16 protein-coding genes are annotated in these 15,111 nt (G+C 75.5%); 7 read left to right on the top strand and 9 right to left on the bottom strand.

The genetic code is table 11. From position 1 onward, the window contains the following. Positions 1-112: 112 nt before the first annotated feature. Together ACZ3YO_RS19670 and ACZ3YO_RS19665 are read right to left on the bottom strand one after the other, a co-directional pair. Entirely contained in the window at positions 113-1,006 is an 894-nt protein-coding gene (locus tag ACZ3YO_RS19670) for a VOC family protein (RefSeq protein WP_465570770.1), read from the bottom strand. A gap of 140 nt (positions 1,007-1,146) precedes the next feature. Next, entirely contained in the window at positions 1,147-1,788 is a 642-nt protein-coding gene (locus ACZ3YO_RS19665; RefSeq protein ID WP_465570768.1) for an alpha-ketoglutarate-dependent dioxygenase AlkB, read from the bottom strand. Between the two features lie 276 nt (positions 1,789-2,064). On the opposite strand from ACZ3YO_RS19665, the gene ACZ3YO_RS19660 reads away from it, so the two are divergent. The 3 genes from ACZ3YO_RS19660 to ACZ3YO_RS19650 all read left to right on the top strand — a co-directional run bounded on the left by ACZ3YO_RS19660 (position 2,065) and on the right by ACZ3YO_RS19650 (position 4,747). Further along, positions 2,065-2,679 (top strand): dihydrofolate reductase family protein, encoded by a 615-nt coding sequence (locus ACZ3YO_RS19660; protein ID WP_465570766.1) that lies wholly within the window; start codon positions 2,065-2,067, stop codon positions 2,677-2,679. A 215-nt stretch (positions 2,680-2,894) separates the two neighbouring features. After that, entirely contained in the window at positions 2,895-3,434 is a 540-nt protein-coding gene (locus ACZ3YO_RS19655; protein ID WP_465570763.1) for an ArsR/SmtB family transcription factor, read from the top strand. Then, positions 3,431-4,747: an MFS transporter gene (locus tag ACZ3YO_RS19650; protein ID WP_465570760.1), complete on the top strand. Its 1,317-nt coding sequence runs from the start codon at positions 3,431-3,433 to the stop codon at positions 4,745-4,747. The genes ACZ3YO_RS19655 and ACZ3YO_RS19650 overlap by 4 nt, the downstream gene beginning before the upstream one ends. A gap of 107 nt (positions 4,748-4,854) precedes the next feature. Here the strand turns inward: ACZ3YO_RS19650 and ACZ3YO_RS19645 are convergent, their stop codons facing one another. Further along, the gene (locus ACZ3YO_RS19645; RefSeq protein ID WP_465570758.1) at positions 4,855-5,184 is read right to left on the bottom strand and encodes a deoxyxylulose-5-phosphate synthase; all 330 of its coding nucleotides are present in this window, start codon (positions 5,182-5,184) and stop codon (positions 4,855-4,857) included. 910 nt (positions 5,185-6,094) lie between these two features. Between ACZ3YO_RS19645 and ACZ3YO_RS19640 the strand changes: the two genes are divergently transcribed. The 4 genes from ACZ3YO_RS19640 to ACZ3YO_RS19625 all read left to right on the top strand — a co-directional run bounded on the left by ACZ3YO_RS19640 (position 6,095) and on the right by ACZ3YO_RS19625 (position 8,832). Next, positions 6,095-6,478 carry a hypothetical protein gene (locus ACZ3YO_RS19640; RefSeq protein WP_465570755.1) on the top strand — a complete coding sequence of 128 codons (384 nt, stop codon included), beginning with the start codon at positions 6,095-6,097 and terminating at the stop codon, positions 6,476-6,478. Positions 6,479-6,596: 118 nt separating this feature from the next. Next, positions 6,597-7,799: a hypothetical protein gene (locus tag ACZ3YO_RS19635; RefSeq protein WP_465570753.1), complete on the top strand. Its 1,203-nt coding sequence runs from the start codon at positions 6,597-6,599 to the stop codon at positions 7,797-7,799. An 82-nt stretch (positions 7,800-7,881) separates the two neighbouring features. After that, complete coding sequence (locus ACZ3YO_RS19630) at positions 7,882-8,268, top strand: roadblock/LC7 domain-containing protein (protein ID WP_396322483.1); 387 nt, start codon at positions 7,882-7,884, stop codon at positions 8,266-8,268. A 189-nt stretch (positions 8,269-8,457) separates the two neighbouring features. Next, on the top strand, positions 8,458-8,832 hold the full coding sequence (locus ACZ3YO_RS19625) for a hypothetical protein (RefSeq protein WP_465570750.1): 375 nt from the start codon (positions 8,458-8,460) through the stop codon (positions 8,830-8,832). 219 nt (positions 8,833-9,051) lie between these two features. Here the strand turns inward: ACZ3YO_RS19625 and ACZ3YO_RS19620 are convergent, their stop codons facing one another. From ACZ3YO_RS19620 to ACZ3YO_RS19595, 6 genes are all read right to left on the bottom strand, one after another. After that, positions 9,052-9,483, bottom strand: coding sequence for a DUF6188 family protein (locus tag ACZ3YO_RS19620; RefSeq protein WP_465570747.1), 432 nt, complete (start codon positions 9,481-9,483; stop codon positions 9,052-9,054). A gap of 110 nt (positions 9,484-9,593) precedes the next feature. After that, a complete protein-coding gene (locus ACZ3YO_RS19615; protein WP_465570744.1) occupies positions 9,594-10,718 on the bottom strand; it encodes an NUDIX hydrolase in 1,125 nt (374 codons plus the stop codon). 107 nt (positions 10,719-10,825) lie between these two features. Next, positions 10,826-11,368 carry an MOSC domain-containing protein gene (locus tag ACZ3YO_RS19610; RefSeq protein WP_465570742.1) on the bottom strand — a complete coding sequence of 181 codons (543 nt, stop codon included), beginning with the start codon at positions 11,366-11,368 and terminating at the stop codon, positions 10,826-10,828. Next, positions 11,365-12,339, bottom strand: coding sequence for an SGNH/GDSL hydrolase family protein (locus ACZ3YO_RS19605; RefSeq protein ID WP_465570739.1), 975 nt, complete (start codon positions 12,337-12,339; stop codon positions 11,365-11,367). Before ACZ3YO_RS19605 ends, ACZ3YO_RS19610 begins: the two co-directional genes overlap by 4 nt. A 28-nt stretch (positions 12,340-12,367) precedes the next feature. After that, complete coding sequence (locus ACZ3YO_RS19600; RefSeq protein WP_465570737.1) at positions 12,368-13,792, bottom strand: glycosyltransferase; 1,425 nt, start codon at positions 13,790-13,792, stop codon at positions 12,368-12,370. Next, positions 13,789-15,075 carry a glycosyltransferase family 4 protein gene (locus ACZ3YO_RS19595; RefSeq protein ID WP_465570734.1) on the bottom strand — a complete coding sequence of 429 codons (1,287 nt, stop codon included), beginning with the start codon at positions 15,073-15,075 and terminating at the stop codon, positions 13,789-13,791. The genes ACZ3YO_RS19600 and ACZ3YO_RS19595 overlap by 4 nt, the downstream gene beginning before the upstream one ends. Between the last annotated feature and the right edge of the window lie 36 nt (positions 15,076-15,111).

Below are 15,111 nucleotides of genomic sequence, written 5' to 3'. Positions count from 1 at the left end.
CCGCCGGGCCAACACGTAGGGCTCGCGGTCGAGTCGGGCCCACAGCGCACAGCAACAGCACAGCCGAGCCCGGGCCTCGGTGAGCACGGTACTTCGCGCCGTCCCGGTCGCGTCAGGCCGTCTCGGCCTGTTCCCCCCTCCCCGCGGCATCCGTCGGCTCTGCTCTCCCCGCCGGCTCCGCCGAGTCGCTCTGGGGCACGGTGATCAGGGTGAACGCCGCCCCGCCGTCGTCCCGCACCACCGCCACCCGTCCGAACGGTGTCGGCTCCGGCCCGTCCAGCACGCTCCCGCCGAGCCGGACCGCCCGCTCCACCGTCCGGTCGGTGTCCGCCGTGCCGAAGTACACCGCCCAGAGCGCCGCCGGACCGTCCGGATCCACTCCCGGGTTCCCGCCGATCCCGCCGGCCGGCTGCCCACCGGCCCGGAACACCGTGTAGTCGCCCGCCGGGCGCGCGTACTCGTACCCGAGGACCTGGCGGTAGAACGCCCGGGCGCCGTCCGGGTCGGGGGAGAGGTGCTCGTTCCAGGTGAACGTGGCCGGCTCGTTGACCAGGCCCGCCCCCGGGTTCAGTCGGGCCTGCCAGAGGCCGAAGACCGCGCCGAGCGGATCCACCGCGAGCGCGCTGCGCCCCAACTCGGCCACCTCGCCCGGCTCCCGGACGATCCGCCCGCCGGCCTGCCGGACCGCCTCGGCGACCCGGTCGGCGTCGTCCACCGCGAGGTAGGTCAGCCAGGCGGAGCCGTCGCCCCCGGGCCCTCGGGCGATCCCCGCGACCTGCGCCCCGCGCAGCGTCGCCACGGTGTACCCGTCCGGGCCGTCGTCCGGCTCCTCCTCCGGCTCGTCCTCCGGCCTGTTCTCCGAGCCCTCGCCCGGGCCGTCGTCCGCCCCGACGAACTCCCACCCGAACAGCCCGCCGTAGAACCGCCGGGCCCGGCCCAGGTCCGGCCCGGCGGCCAGTTCGACCCAGCACGGCACGCCCTCCCGGTACCTGCCCGCCTTCGGCATGCCGTCCTCCTCGGTCCTCCCGCCAGCCTCCGCCGCGCCCGGACCCCTGGCAACCGGACCTCCCGGTGACCGGACCTCCCGGCAACCGGACCTCCCGGTGACCGGACCTCCCCACAGCCGGGGTGCCCCCCCCGCTGTGCTCAGGCCACTCCGCGCGGCCGGAACTGGATGCTGATCCGCGGGCCCACCGGCCGGGCCGTCTTCGGAACGGCGTGCTCCCAGGTCCGCTGGCACGACCCGCCCATGACCAGCAGGTCCCCGTGCCCCACCAGGTGCCGCACCACCGGTCCGCCCCCGCCGCGAGGCCGCAGCAGCAGCGCACGTGGCTCCCCGACCGAGACGATCGCCACCATGGTGTCCTCGCGTTCCCCGCGCCCGATCCGGTCCCCGTGCCAGGCCACGCTGTCCCGCCCGTCCCGGTAGTAGCAGAGCCCGAGTGTCCGGAACGGCTCGCCCAGCTCCGCCGCGTAGTGCGCGCTCAACGCCGCCCGCGCCGCCCCGACCACCGGATGCGGCGGCGCGTCCCCCTCCCCGTACGAGGCGAGCAGCCGCGGCACCTCCACCACGCGCTCGTACATCTCCCGCTGCTCCGCCCGCCACGGGACCTCCGCCGCCAGCTGTTCGAACAGCAGGTCCGCCCCCGTGACCCACCCCGTCACCACGTCCACCCAGGCCCCGGCCCCGAGCACCTGCCGCCGCACCCCGGCGAGCGTTCCGAGCGCGATCCCGCCCGGTCCGGCGTCGTCGAACAGCGAGGGCTGGAGGTGAACGGAGCTGCGCATGGCTCCAGCGTACGCCCTGAATCGAACACATGCTCGATATAAAGGGGGTATCGGCGTCCCTGCGACCGACCGGCACCAGTCGTCCCGTCGCAGTGGAGGCCGAGCGTTCTCGGCGGAAGGCCGGCCGGTGAGCTTCCTGCTCACCGAGGCCGGGGGCTGGTCGGAGCCGGTGCCCCGGGCGCCGCGAGGACGCCACGCTGCGTCCGCCCGGCCGGCCTCGTGCGTGAGCGACGGCGCCGGGCTGCGGATCAGGTCTGCCCCGGGTATGACGCTGGTATGACTCGGATCATTGCTGACATCTCGGTCTCCCTCGACGGCTTCGTCACCGGCCCTGGCGCCGGCCCGGACAGCGGTCTGGGTACCGGCGGCGAGGCCCTGCACACCTGGGCGTTCTCCGACGACCCCGACGACCGGCGGGTCCTGCGCGAGGGGACCGCCCGCTCGGGCGCCGTCGTCCTCGGCCGCCGGCTCTTCGACGTGGTCGACGGGCCGAACGGCTGGGACGACGAGACCGGCTACGGCGCCGGCGAGGTCGGAAAGCCCGCGTTCGTCGTGGTGACGAGCTCGCCGCCGGAGTCGGTGCGGCACACCGGCCTCGACTGGACGTTCGTCACCACCGGTCTGCCCGACGCCGTCGCCGCCGCGCGTGAGCGCGCCGAGGCGGCTTCGTCGGCCGCCGGCAGGGATCTCGACGTCGTCCTCATGGGCGGCGGCGCCACCGTCGGCTCGGCGCTCGCCGCCGGGCTGGTCGACGTGCTGAGCCTGCACCTCGCACCCGTCGTGCTCGGTGCCGGGACGCCACTGTTCACCGGCGGAGCGCCGCGCACGCTGGTGCAGCGGAGCGTGACGCCGACATCGACCGCGACGCACCTGACCTACGACGTCCTCTGACGACGCGGCGGCGGTGGGGCGTCGGCCGGCCCGGCTGCGGGCGCGTGCCGTGGCGAGGCCCTCCTCGGCGCCGATGGCGATGAGGCCACGGATGAATTCGACGAGGCGGCCGAAGGCGTGGAAGACGATCCGACCGCCGGGGGCTGGACAGCCGATTCCAGAAGTCTGGGCAAAACCCCTTGCCTAATGGTCAAGAAGTGTTGACTATTAGGGGCATGCCTACCGATGATCTTCCCGGGACGTTCCACGTCACCACTGACGAACAGCTACGCGCCGTTTCCAATCTCACGCGTCACCGGATCATGGCCGTGCTCCGCTTCGAGCCCGCGACGATCACGCAGATCGCCGAGCGAGTGGGCCTTGCCAAGGGGAGTTCCAGCTACCACGTACGGCTGCTCGAACGGGCCGGCCTGGTGAAGGTGGTGCGAACGCGGAAGGTCCGGGGGGTCACCGAGCGGTACTACGCCATGGCCGCACGGGCGATCGTGCTGCCGGACCGGGGCGAGGGAGAGCCGGATGTGCTGATGCGGCATGCGGTGGCGGACCTGGAGGCGGCGCCGGTGGATGGCGAGCGGCACGTCCGGATGGCGCATCTGCGGCTCACCGAGGAGCAGTTCGCGGAGCTGGGGGCGCGGCTGCAGGCACTGGCGGACGAGTACCGGGAGCTGTCCGATCCGTCGCTGCCGGACGCGTCACTCGTCTTCGCACTGTTCCACCCGACACCGCGTGAGCAGCCCGAAGGGGGCGCCAAGTGACCTCAGCCGTTGGGAAGTTGCCGACCGGGTTCGGACGGCTGTGGACCGCGCAGACGGTGTCCTCGCTCGGTGACGGGGTGTCGCATGCCGCGCTGCCGCTGCTCGCGTTGACGTTGACGCGGGATCCGATGGCGCTCGCCGTCGTCACGGCCACCGGAACGCTGCCGTGGCTGCTCTTCGGGGTGGTCGGCGGTGCGCTGGTGGATCGTTGGGACCGTCGGCGCACGATGTGGGTCATGGACGCGGCGCGTGCGGTGCTGCTCGCGATACCGGCGGCAGCGGCCGCGCTCGACGTGCTGAGCATTCCACTGCTCGCGGCCGTCGCCTTCCTGCTCGGCCTCGGCGGACTCTTCTTCGACACGGCCGCGACGGCCTATCTGCCGGATCTGCTCGGCCGCGACCCCGCGCTCCTGGAGCGCGCCAACTCCCGTCTGCGCGGCGCCCAGACCGCCGCGTCCGGCTTCGCGGGGCCGCCTGCGGGCAGTGCCCTGCTCGCGCTCGGGCGGGCGGTTCCGCTGCTCGCCGACGCGGTGTCGTTCGCGCTCTCCGCACTGCTCGTAAGGTCGCTGCCCGCCGCACCCCGGCCCGTACCGCAGGCCCGTGAGTCGCTGGTGCGGCAGGCGCGGGCCGGCGCCTCGTACGTGTTCCGTGATCAGCTGTTGCTCGGGCTCGCGCTGCGTCCGGCGGTCGGGAACATCGCCTTCCTCGCCGTGGAGACCGTACTCGCCCTCTTCGCGCACGATCGCCTCGGCGTCGGCACCTACGGCTTCGGCCTGCTCCTCACGGCGGAGGCCACCGGCGGTCTGCTCGGCGCGGGCATCGCCTCCTTCCTCGGCCGACGACTCGGCACCGGCACCGCGCTCACCTGCACGGCCGCAGTCGAGGGGCTCGCCATCCTGGGCCTGGCCGTCGCCCCGAACCCGTACGTCGCCGGCCTCGCGCTCGCCGTCTGCGGGGCGGGCATGGGCGCCACGATGGTGCTCGGCCCCTCCCTCCGACAGGCGATCGTCCCCGCTCACCTGATGGGCCGGGTCGCCTCCACCTCCCGCATGCTCGCCATGTGCGCCGCCCCGTTCGGCGCCTTCCTCGGCGGCTGGCTGGCCACCACCTACGACGTGCGCACCCCGCTCTACACCGCCGCCGGCCTCCTCCTCACCATGACCGCCGTCACGTCGACCATGACCAGCAACCGCCAGGTCGAGGCGGCGCTGAGTGCCGCCGCACCGGCCGGTGATCCAGATCGCGCGGAATCCGGGGACCCCGTTCAGGAGGGTGTCGTTGAGGGCTCCGCGAGGTCGTTGAGCCCGTGCTGAGCCCGGCTCGGCGTTCCTGGCCTCGGCCCGGAGCGTCGGGCGCCCGGCCTCCATCAGGGCCCGGGGTCCCATGGGCTCCGGGGACTTCGAGGCCGCGCGGCGAGGCCCTACGGGAGGTCGCGGCGGACGAGCGCTTCGGCGACCGGTTCGCCCGTGCGGCGGGCGAAGGCCATCCGCTCGCGGACCTCGCCGAGGGTGCGGGGGCGGTAGCCGCCGCAGTGGTTCTTGTGGAAGCGCACGCCGGCGTCGAGCAGGGCGGACAGGGTCCGCCAGGCGGCGGTGTCGCGGCGGCGAGGCGCCTCGAAGGCGGATCCCACGCGGATCAGTGGGCGGGTGCAGCGCGGGCAGGGGCGCTCGCGGGGGTGGGTGTCGTCGTACGGCTGCTTGTAGGAGGCGCGGCAGGTCAGGCAGACGAACGAGGTCTTGGTGTGGGCCACCCGGTCAGCCTAGGGCCACCACCGGCGGACTTCGACGACTTTCCCGCGCGGGGCTCCCCCATGCCCGACCGGCGGGGTCCGTGTCGGACCGGGGGCCCGTGCCCGACCGTCGGGGTCCGTGCCCGACCGCAGGGTCCCTCGTCCCACCCCATCGGTTCGATTTCTGAGCAGGCGTGATGTCCTGCTAATGTTCTTCCCGTCGAGAGGAAATGATCTCTCGGACATGCGTCAGAGGTGCTACCGGAGCACGTCCTACTTTCAGTAGGAAGAGTCCGTTCAACCCGGGCCTGGCGCTCCACCCCGAGGGGGCCGTTCCGTACCGGAACGGCCCCCTCGTCGTTCCCCACGGTGCTGAGCGGACCTGACCTCACGCGCCCCGCCCCGTCCGGCGGCGGCGGACGCCCCGGAGCGAGCCGCCTCCAGTGCCGTCAACGCATGCGCCGTCCGTCCGGCCCGTACCGCCGCCGGCCCCTTGCGGGCGGTTCCGGCCGCGCGCCGGATTCCCTCTGCGACGCGGCGCCCGGGCAGGCGGGTGCGAAGCGGTGACGCCGCCCGCCCCGGCCACGGCGTCCGGCGGCGCGGTCGACGGATCGGTCTTATCGCAGTCCGTGGCCGGAACTCTTCCTCGTGGCCGACAACCGGCCAAGGTCCCGCTCCAGGTGGGCTGCTGCGTGGTGTCGCGAGGTCGGGCAGCGGGCGGCTCTCGCCAGCGCGTTTGGGCAGTCGGTGCGAGCTGATGGGCCGTCATAGCTTGGCCGAAATCAGCCCCTTGTGGTGTGAATATGCCATTGGAATGTTCGTCATACGGAATCGGCCAGTAGCCTTCCGTGTCGAACCCGCCACTCGTCGTGGCGGTCCGGCCGGCGCCGGCCCAGCGCGCCCGGCTGCCCAACCGCCCGAAGGAGCCCGAGTGCCGGGGATCGACGAATGCCTGTCCGGGGCCATGGCGATCGCCGGGGCCCGCGCGGCCAGCCTCATCGACTGGAGCAGCGGACTCGCCCTCGGCAGCGTCGGCGTCAGCCCCACCGGCGACCACGAAATCTCGGCTGCCGAGACAACCGACTTGGTACGCACGGCTGTTGAGAGCGAGACCTTCACCGCGGCGGAGGACCGCCGGGTGCCGTTACAGGACATCATCGTCACTGCGGGCCGCAGTTACCACCTGATCTGCTTCATCGACACCGTCTTCGACAGCCCGCTCGTCCTGCACCTCTGGCTGGACCGGACCGAGGGCAACCTCGCCGCGGCCCGCTACCGGCTCCAGGCCCTCGCGGAGGAACTGGTGCTGGGATGACTGGTACGCGGATGACGAACGCCCTGCCGGGCCAACCCGGTGCCTCGCCCGCCCGCGGCGTCGCGTTTCGGCCAGCGGGCCGCGGTGCCGGGCCCGCCGCAGCCACCGGGCGGCCGGCGTGAACGACGTCGACGCCATGGCCACCGGCGGGTCCTTCACCGCCGTCGAACAGCTGGCCGGGGAGCGTGCGACCGGTGTGCTGCGCGGCCCCACCGGCACGCTCCACCTCGCCGACGGCCTGGTGGTGCACGCCGAGTCCGACCGCGCGCCCGACCTGGCGACCCTGCTCACCCGCTGCGGCCGGATCACCCGGGAGGCCTGGCAGGAGGCCGTGCGCTCCTTCGGCCCGCACGGCCGGGTCGGCGGCGCCCTGGTCGAACAACGGCTCCTCACCCGGGGCGAGTTGGAGGTCTGCCAGCTCGGCGTCCTCTACGACGCCGCGTTCTTCGTCCTCGGCGCCACGGGCACCCCGGCAGGCCCGTGGTCCTTCGAGCCGGGCGTACGGCACTGGCTCGGCCCGGTCGCGGCGGTGAGCGCCCGGCGGCTGCGGCGGGAGGTGGAGCGCCGGCACCGGCTGCTCGAACGGATCTGGCCCTGGCCGCAGCTCGACACCACGCCGGTCCGCCCGGCGGACACGGTCGGACCGGTCCGTCCGGGTGGCGCCCAGGAGCGGTGCGCCGCCCCGGGCACCCGCGTCGGGGGCCGGCCCTGCCCACCCAGCCGCCGCCAGCGCGAACTGCTCGACCATGCGGACGGGCGAAGAACCCCGGCGGAGCTGGCCCGGCTGCTCGGCCGCTCGGCCTTCGCCACCACGGCCGATGTCCGCCGCCTCGCGGCTGCCGGACTGCTGGCCACCCCGGGCCGCGGCGCCCCGCGCCACGCCGCCTGGGCGGCGGCCGCCGCCGGCCGCGCCATGGCCGCCGGTACCTCCGGTGGCGCGCCGTCCGGCCGTCCGCCGGGCCCGCAGCCCGAGCCGAGGCCGGGCCCGCAGCCCGGAGCGCGGCCCGCGCCGCAGTCCGATCCGCAGTCCGAGCCGCGGGCCGGAGCACGACCCGGACCGCAATCCGAACCGCTGCCCGGTCCAGTGCCCGGCCTGCACCGCCGTGTGCCCGGCGCGGCCCTGGCGGCGCTGCTCCCGGCGGGCGCCGCCCGCTCCGCCCACCACCGCCCGCCCACGGCTCTGGTCCACGCCCCGCCCCTGGTCCACGCGCCGGCCCCGGTCCACCCGCCGGACCCGGCAGCGGCCCACCCGCTGACCGTCCCCGACCCGGACATCGCGCTGCTGACCCGGGTCCGAATCCTTCTGGAGGCCCGACTTTGAACCACTCTCCGCCCGCGACCCCGCTCTCACGGTCATGAGGCGGGCGCTCAAGCAGCGTGTCGGAAGGAGACAACTGATCGCCTTGGAGACGGACCTGTTGGCCGAACTGCGTGCCCTCAAGCACCGGGTCCCGCACCTCGCGGGCGGCCTGGTGGCCAGCGTGGACGGCCTGTTGGTCGCGCACGACACCCACGGGACCGAGCCCACCGGCCTGGCCGCGATGACCGCCGCCTCACTCGGCCTGGCCCAGCGGCTCGCCGACACCACCGGCCAGGGCGAGTTCCGGGAGTCGCTGGTCCGCGGCGAGCACGGGTACGTCGCCACCTACGCGGCCGGCGGCAGTTGTGTGCTGACCCTGCTGGCGCACCCGGACGTGAACGTCGGCCGCCTGCACCTGGAGGCCCGACGCTCCGCCCGGCGGATCGCCGGCCTCCTCAACGACGCGCTGACCCCGAAGGACCCTCCGTAAGCCCCTCCGAAGACACCCTTCCCAAGGGCCGCCCTCACCCCGCCGACCTGGATCCCACCGGGCCGGACCCGGTGACGGGGCTCCGGTGACCCTGATCCAGCGACCTGGACCCACCGACCTTTTCCGACCCTTCCGACCCTTCCGGCCCTTCTGATCTTCCGATCTTCCGAACGAACTGGAGACACCGCCATGACCGACGCAGTCGGCGCGCTCAAGCAGACCATGACCGTGATCGAAGGCGCCCTCGGTGCCGCCCTCGTCGACTACAACAGCGGGATGGCCCTCGCCACCCTCGACGGCCCCGGCGGCCTCGACCTCAACGTCGCCGCCGCAGGGAACACCGACGTGGTCCGGGCCAAGATGCGCACGATGGACATGCTCGGGCTGCAGGACGGCATCGAGGACATCCTCATCACCCTCAGCAGCCAGTACCACCTGATCCGCCCGCTCACCGGCCGCAGCGGCAAGGGCCTCTTCCTCTACCTCGCGCTGGACAAGAGCCGCGCCAACCTGGCGATGGCCCGGCACCAGCTCACGAAGATCGAGGCCGACCTGGAGGTCTGACGCCGCGAGGCCGGGGCTCCCGTCCCGGGTAGCCGTGTCCGATGGACGGACCCCGCGTCGCGCGGCGCGGAGTCCGTCCGGACGGTCGGTGACAACGCCCGGGCCCGAGCGGCGCCGAGGTCTGGGCGGTGCCAGGTCCTGAGCGGCTCCGAGGTCTGGGCGGTGCCCCGGCGTGGGCGGTGTTCGAGGCAGGGCACTCCACGCCCCGGACGGACCGGCTCACCCGTCCGATGCCGCCAGACCCTCCGGCCCCTCCCGCTCCTCCTGCCCCGCCGGCTCCTCCGCCCACGCCACCTCGCCGCCTGCCAGTCCCGCGCAGACGGCGCCGTCGGGCGTGAGCACGCTCCATGGCGCGACCTGTGCGTGCGGCGGCACGGACAGCACGGCGTCACCGTCGAAGGCCAGCTCCAGCCCGCCCGCCATGGTCACCCGGGCGGCACCGACCGTCCGGCCCACCAGGCCGAGCAGCGTGCCGGACGGGCGGAAGGTCAGGGCGGGGAAGAAGTGGTCCACCTCGGACGGTGCCGCGAACACGAACTCGTGCGCCACCCGGACGGTCACCGGTCCGTCGAGCGTGATGTCGAGCCGGCCGCCGCCGCTGACCGCCTCGACCCGACGTCCGGCCAGTACCTTCCCGATCGCGTTCTGCATGGGCCCAGTGTGGACCAGGAAGCCCGTTCGGGTCCGGCGGATCGGCCTGCCCGCAGGGCCGTCAGCCTGCGGTCGGTTCGCCCGCCACCGGCCGCCGGTCCGCCCGGCCGTCAGTCCGCCGGTCGCCCGCCGACCAGTTCGGCCGGGCCGCCCGGGCGGGTGCGGGCGGCGAGCGCGGCCGCCGTACGGTCCCACGACGAGGCGGACAGCAGGGCCCGCGCCTCGGCCGGGTCGCAGAGCCGCCACTCGACCAGTTCGTCCTCGGCCATCGTGATCGAGGCGAGCCGCTCCTCCGTCACCGTCCCGCCGTCGAAGACGTAGACCAGTACGGCCGTGTCCCGGCGGCTCGCCGGGTCCGCGTCCCTCCCGGGCAGCCAGTCGAGGGCCAGCAGCCGGCCCGGTTCGCACTCCCAGCCCAGCTCCTCGCGCACCTCCCGGCGGGCCGCGGCCCGGGGCAGCTCCCGGTCCGCCTCGATGCCGCCGCCGGGCAGTACCCAGTACGGCTCCTCGCCGCCCGGGCCGGCCCAGGGCCGCAGCCGTACCAGCAGCACCCGCCCGGCCGCGTCGGTGAACAGCGTGCGCGCCTTCGCCCGGATCCGGGGGCGGGTGGCGATGTACGTCTTCCGGTCCAGCGGGGGAGCGGTGGGCTCGGCCTGGGGCAGGTCGGGCGTGCCGGTGAGCGTGACCCCCGCCGGCCCGGTGTACGCGGGCGTCGGCACGGCCGCCAGATGGTCGAGCGTGTGCCCGGCGGGCCGGCCGTCCTCCAGCTCCAACGGCCCGGCCTCGCGCGGCGCCCGCAGACAGGCGCTCACCCGGCGGGAGAGCCGGGGCGGCAGCGCGTGAGCCGCCTGCTCGGGCGTCAGCCACGCCCAGCCGCCGACCTCCGCGGTGTCCGGCGTGAAGGCCGCGCGCTCCTCAGGGGTGAGCGGTTCGGCCCAGTAGAGGTGCGCGGCGATCGGCGGCCGGAAGTCGTCGAGCGTCCAGTCGATGCAGGCGAGCGGCCCGAGCCTGGGGGTGAACCCCAGCTCCTCCGCGATCTCCCGGACGGCCGTCCGGCGCGGTGAGAGGTCCTCCGGCTCCCAGCCGCCGCCCGAGATGGCCAGCGGATGCTTCCGGTCGTACGGCAGCCGGACCACCAGTACCCGGCCCTGCCCGTCCGGGAACAGCACCCCGGCTGCGGCCAGCAACTCGCGCCCCGCACGACCGTCCTGGCTGCCCGAAGGCGGTGACGTCACCACAGCAAGTCCCTCCACCGAACCGGGCGGACCCCCGCCCGCCTGCCCACCACGACACCCTCGCCCATCTCAACGGTTCCCCGCCACCCCCGGGGATCGAACCAGGGTCAGACCCGTTCGAGCGGCCGGTGCGGCCCCTCCGGCAGCTCCACCGCGATCGCGTCGCCGGGCCGCACCGTGCCGCCGGCCCGCACGACGCCCATGATGCCGGCCTTGCGCACGACGTTCCCGGCCTCGTCCCGGCCGACGACCTGCTTCAGCAGCCCGGCCCGGAAGTTGTCGATCTGCAGGCACGGATTGCGCAGCCCGGTGACCTCGACGACCGCCTCGCCGCCGATCCGCAGCAGCGCCCCGGTGGGCAGGCCGAGCAGGTCGATGCCGCGGGTGGTGACGTTCTCGCCCAGATCGCCGGCCCGCACGCCGAACCCAGCTGCGCCGACCTCGGCGAAGAGCTCCTCGTGGATGAGGTGGACCTGCCGGAGGTTCGGCTGGGTCGGGTCCTGGGCGACCCGCGAGCGGTGTTTGACCGTGACCCCGGCATGGACGTCCCCCTCCACCCCGAGCCCGGTGAGCAGGGTGATGGCGGCCCGGTTGGGCTTGGTGAACGAGTACTCGCCGTTGCTGCTGACTGCTGTGACCGTTCCGCTCATTCGGCGGTCCCCTCCGTTCGTGGCGCCGTTCGCGGCGCTGCCTCTGTTCGTGGCGCTGCCACTGTTCGTGGCGCCGTTCCTGACGCCGCCTCTGTTCGTGGCAGTACCCCGTCAGGAGCGTAGCCCCGGGCCCCCGGCAGCGGGTCGCCCGCCCCGGCCCGCCCGATCGAGGCGAGCGCCGCCTCCGCCGCGCGGGCCATCCGCTCGTCCTGGCGGCCGGTGGCCCCGCGGAGCCGGGTGAAGCCCTCGACGGCGGCCAGCGCGAGGAGACCCGGGAGCAGATCGGTGCTGCGGTCGGCGACCCAGCGGGTGCCGCGGGTCGCCATCCACCAGAGGTCGGCCAGCGCGCCCGGCGGCGGCTCGGCGGGTTCGGCGGCGGGGGCCGGGCCGAGCGGGCGGCCGGCGGCGGCGAGCAGGTCGTGGAAGCCGCGGGCGATCAGATGGTGCCCCTCGGCGCTGGGGTGGAGCCGGTCCACGCTCAGCAGCTGCCGCTGCGCCGTCCACGGCAGCTCGGCGATGTGCAGGTGGACCGTCCGGTGGCGTACGGAGAGGGCGTGCACCACCGTGTTCACCGCGCGCATCCGGCGGGCCAGCGGACGGGCGAGGGGCTGCGGCAGCCGCAGCAGCGTGCCCGGGTCGGGCAGGCACGCGGTGAGCACCAGCGCGCCGCTGCGGGACAGTCCACCGAGGGTGGTGTCCAACTCCCGCGTGGTGCGGCCGATCTCGAACCCGGCGCGCAGCGTGTCGTTGCCCCCGACCACGACGGCCGCCACCGCCGGACGCAGCGCCAGCGCGGCGGGCAGCTGTTCCGTCGTCAGATCGGTGCTGAGCGCCCCGCTCCGCGCCAGGTTGGTGAACTCGACGCCGACCCCGGCCGGCGCCAACGACCGTGCGAGCAAGGCCGCCCAGCCCCGCCACCCGTCGGCCACCGGGTCGCCGACCCCCTCCGTGAGCGAGTCTCCGAGCGCCACGAACCGCACCGGCCCGGCCGCCCGCCGCTCACCTGCTCCTCGCACCCCGCCCGGGGCCGTCCCGCCCGGGAGCGTCCCGCCCGAGGCCGTCCCGCCCGGGAGCGTCCCGCCCGGGGCCGTCCCGCCACCCTCGTCCCCGACCACCGCCGTGCTCACTGCCTGCCTCCCGATTCCCCGTCCCTCGCCGCCGGAGCAGGAAGTCGGCCGGTCCGACCTCCTGTGCGTTGCCGGTTGCCCCCGCCCGCTCAGGACGCCGCCCCGGCACCGCCACCCCCGCCCCCGCCCGTGCCCCCGGAGCCTCCGCCCGTCGCTCCCGCCCCGCGCCGTGGGCGGCGAGGAAGGCGGCGACGGCCGCGGGCCAGCCGTACTGCTCCGCATGCGCGCGGGCCGCGCCGCGGCGGGCGGCCTCGGGGCGGGCGAGGAGCACGCGGACCGCCTCCGCGAAGCCCGCACCGGTGTCCTCCGCGGCCACCCCGGCCGGCCCGACCAGCCCGGGGAGCGCCGAGGAGCGGCTGACCGCCACCGGTGTGCCGCAGGCGAGTGCCTCCATCGCGGCGAGGCCGAAGGTCTCCACCGGCCCCGGTGCGAGGACCACGTCGGCGCAGCCGAGCAGCCGGGCCAGGGCGTCGCGCCCGCCGACGTGCCCGAGGAAGTGCACGGGCAGCCGCAGCCGGGCGGCCCGGGCGGCCAGTCGCGAGCGGAGCGGTCCGGTGCCGGCCACCACGAGGACGGCCGGCACCCGGCGCGCGCGCAGTTCGGCCAGGGCGTCGACAGCCCGCTCGGGGTGCTTCTCGGCGGAGAGCCGCGAGCAGAGCACCAGCAGCACCTGCCCCGGCTCCGCGTACCGCGCCCGCTCCTGCGCCCGGTCCCCGTCGGCCGGCGGCCGCATCCCGGCGAGGTCCACACCGAGCGGTGCGCGCGCCAGGTTCCGTACGCCCAGGCGCCGGAACTCGGCCGCCGCCCAGTCCGTCGTGCAGACCACGGTGTCGTACGCCCGTGCCGTCCGGGCGTTGAGCCGGTCGGCGGCGGCGCCGGCGAGCGGGGCGGGCAGGCCCCAGGTCCGGAGGACCCCGACGGCGCTCTCGTGCGACACCATGACCGAGCGGATGCCGTGCCGCCGCGCCCAGCCGCCCGTCCAGCGCAGGGTGGTGCGGTCGGAGACCTCCAGCCGGTCGGGCGCGAGCCGGGTCAGCTCGTGGGCGACGGCCCGCCGGTCGGTGAGCAGCCGGTACCCGCCGCTGCCGGGCAGCACGGGCCCGGGCAGGGTGACGACCAGGCCCTGCCCGGTCTCCTCCTCGCTGCGGTGCTCGCCGGGCACGACGAGTACCGGGACGTGCCCGGCGGCCCGGTAGCCGGCGCCGAGGTGACGCAGGGCGGTCCGCAGCCCGCCGGAGACCGGGGTGACGAAGTTCGCCACCCGGACGATCCGCAGCGGGCCCCCGTGTCCGGTCATGCCGACAGCTCCTGCGCCATCGAGGCGTCCACCGCCGCGTCCGCTGCCGGGGCGTCCACCGCCGGGACAGCCACCGCCGGGACGGCCGCCGTCGGCGCGACCGGCGCGACCGGGGCGGCATCCGCGGCGACGGCGACCCCACGGTGCTCCGCCAGCACCTCCGCGTAGTGCCGCAGCAGCAGGTCCCCGACCGCCTCCCAGGTACGGGCGGTGACCTCGGCCCGCCCGGCGCGCCCGTAGCGGGCCCGCAGACCGGCGTCGGCGGCCAGCGTCCCGACCGCCCGGGCGACCGCGGCGCCGTCCCGGGGCGGCACCAGCAGACCGGTGCGGTGGTGGGCGACGAGGTCCAGCGGGCCGCCGGCGGCAGGGCCGACGACCGCGACGCCACTGGCCATCGCCTCCTGGATGGTCTGGCAGAAGGTCTCCAGCGGACCGGTGTGCACGAAGACGTCCAGGGTGGCGAAGCAGCGGGCGAGTTCGTCGCCGGTCCGGCGGCCGAGGAAGACCGCGCCGGGCATCGCGGCCTTGAGCCCGGCGGCGGACGGCCCGTCGCCGATGACCACCGTCCGGACCCCGGGCAGCGCCGACGTGGCGGCCAGCAGGTCGACCCGCTTCTCTGGCGCGAGCCGCCCGACGTAGCCGACCAGCACCTCCCCGCCGGGGGCGAGGGCCCGGTGCAGCGCCTCGTCGCGGTGGCGCGGGTGGAAGCGGGCCGAGTCGACCCCGCGCGGCCAGAGCTGGACCCGGGGCACGCCGTGCGCCGTGAGGTCCTGCGCCGCCGGGGTGGACGGCGCGAGGGTGCGGGCGGCGGCCCGGTGGATGGTGCGGATCCGGTGCCAGGCGGCGGCCTCGCCGAGCCCGCGCCCGGCACGGTAGGCGTGCGCGTAGCCGGCAAGGTCGGTCTGGTAGACGGCGACGGCGGGGACGCCGAGCCGGTCGGCTACCTGCATGCCGCGCGCGCCGAGCACGAACGGGCTGGCCAGGTGGACGAGGTGGGGCCGGTGCCCGGCGATGGCGGCGGTGAGCTGCCGGCTGGGCAGGGCGATCCGCACCTGCGGGTACCCGGGCAGCGAGACGGAGGGGATCCGGACGACCGGCAGTTCGGCGGCGGTCGGGCCGGCCCCGAAGGTGTGCGGCGGGCAGTCGGTGCCACGCGCGGGCGCCGGGGTGACGACGAGTGGCTGGTGGCCCCGGCGGACCAGATGCTCGGCCGTCCGCAGCACGCTGTGGGCGACTCCGTTGACCTCGGGAGGGAAGGATTCGGTGACGATGGCGACGCGCATGCCTGAGTTGTGTCCGGGTCCGGCGTGCAGGCGGCC

Source organism: Kitasatospora sp. NPDC022785 (assembly GCF_055561295.1).
Note: the sequence above shows the minus strand (reverse complement) of the source record. Positions and strands in the feature narration are given on the sequence as shown.

Bases quoted from the DNA above. Each gene is read 5' to 3' on its own strand.
- ACZ3YO_RS19625 (WP_465570750.1), top strand. From the start codon at position 8,458: ATGACCGACGCAGTCGGCGCGCTCAAGCAGACCATGACCGTGATCGAA.
- ACZ3YO_RS19620 (WP_465570747.1), bottom strand. From the start codon at position 9,483: ATGCAGAACGCGATCGGGAAGGTACTGGCCGGACGTCGGGTCGAGGCG.
- ACZ3YO_RS19595 (WP_465570734.1), bottom strand. From the start codon at position 15,075: ATGCGCGTCGCCATCGTCACCGAATCCTTCCCTCCCGAGGTCAACGGA.
- ACZ3YO_RS19670 (WP_465570770.1), bottom strand. From the start codon at position 1,006: ATGCCGAAGGCGGGCAGGTACCGGGAGGGCGTGCCGTGCTGGGTCGAA.
- ACZ3YO_RS19600 (WP_465570737.1), bottom strand. From the start codon at position 13,792: ATGACCGGACACGGGGGCCCGCTGCGGATCGTCCGGGTGGCGAACTTC.
- ACZ3YO_RS19655 (WP_465570763.1), top strand. From the start codon at position 2,895: ATGCCTACCGATGATCTTCCCGGGACGTTCCACGTCACCACTGACGAA.
- ACZ3YO_RS19610 (WP_465570742.1), bottom strand. From the start codon at position 11,368: ATGAGCGGAACGGTCACAGCAGTCAGCAGCAACGGCGAGTACTCGTTC.
- ACZ3YO_RS19665 (WP_465570768.1), bottom strand. From the start codon at position 1,788: ATGCGCAGCTCCGTTCACCTCCAGCCCTCGCTGTTCGACGACGCCGGA.
- ACZ3YO_RS19660 (WP_465570766.1), top strand. From the start codon at position 2,065: ATGACTCGGATCATTGCTGACATCTCGGTCTCCCTCGACGGCTTCGTC.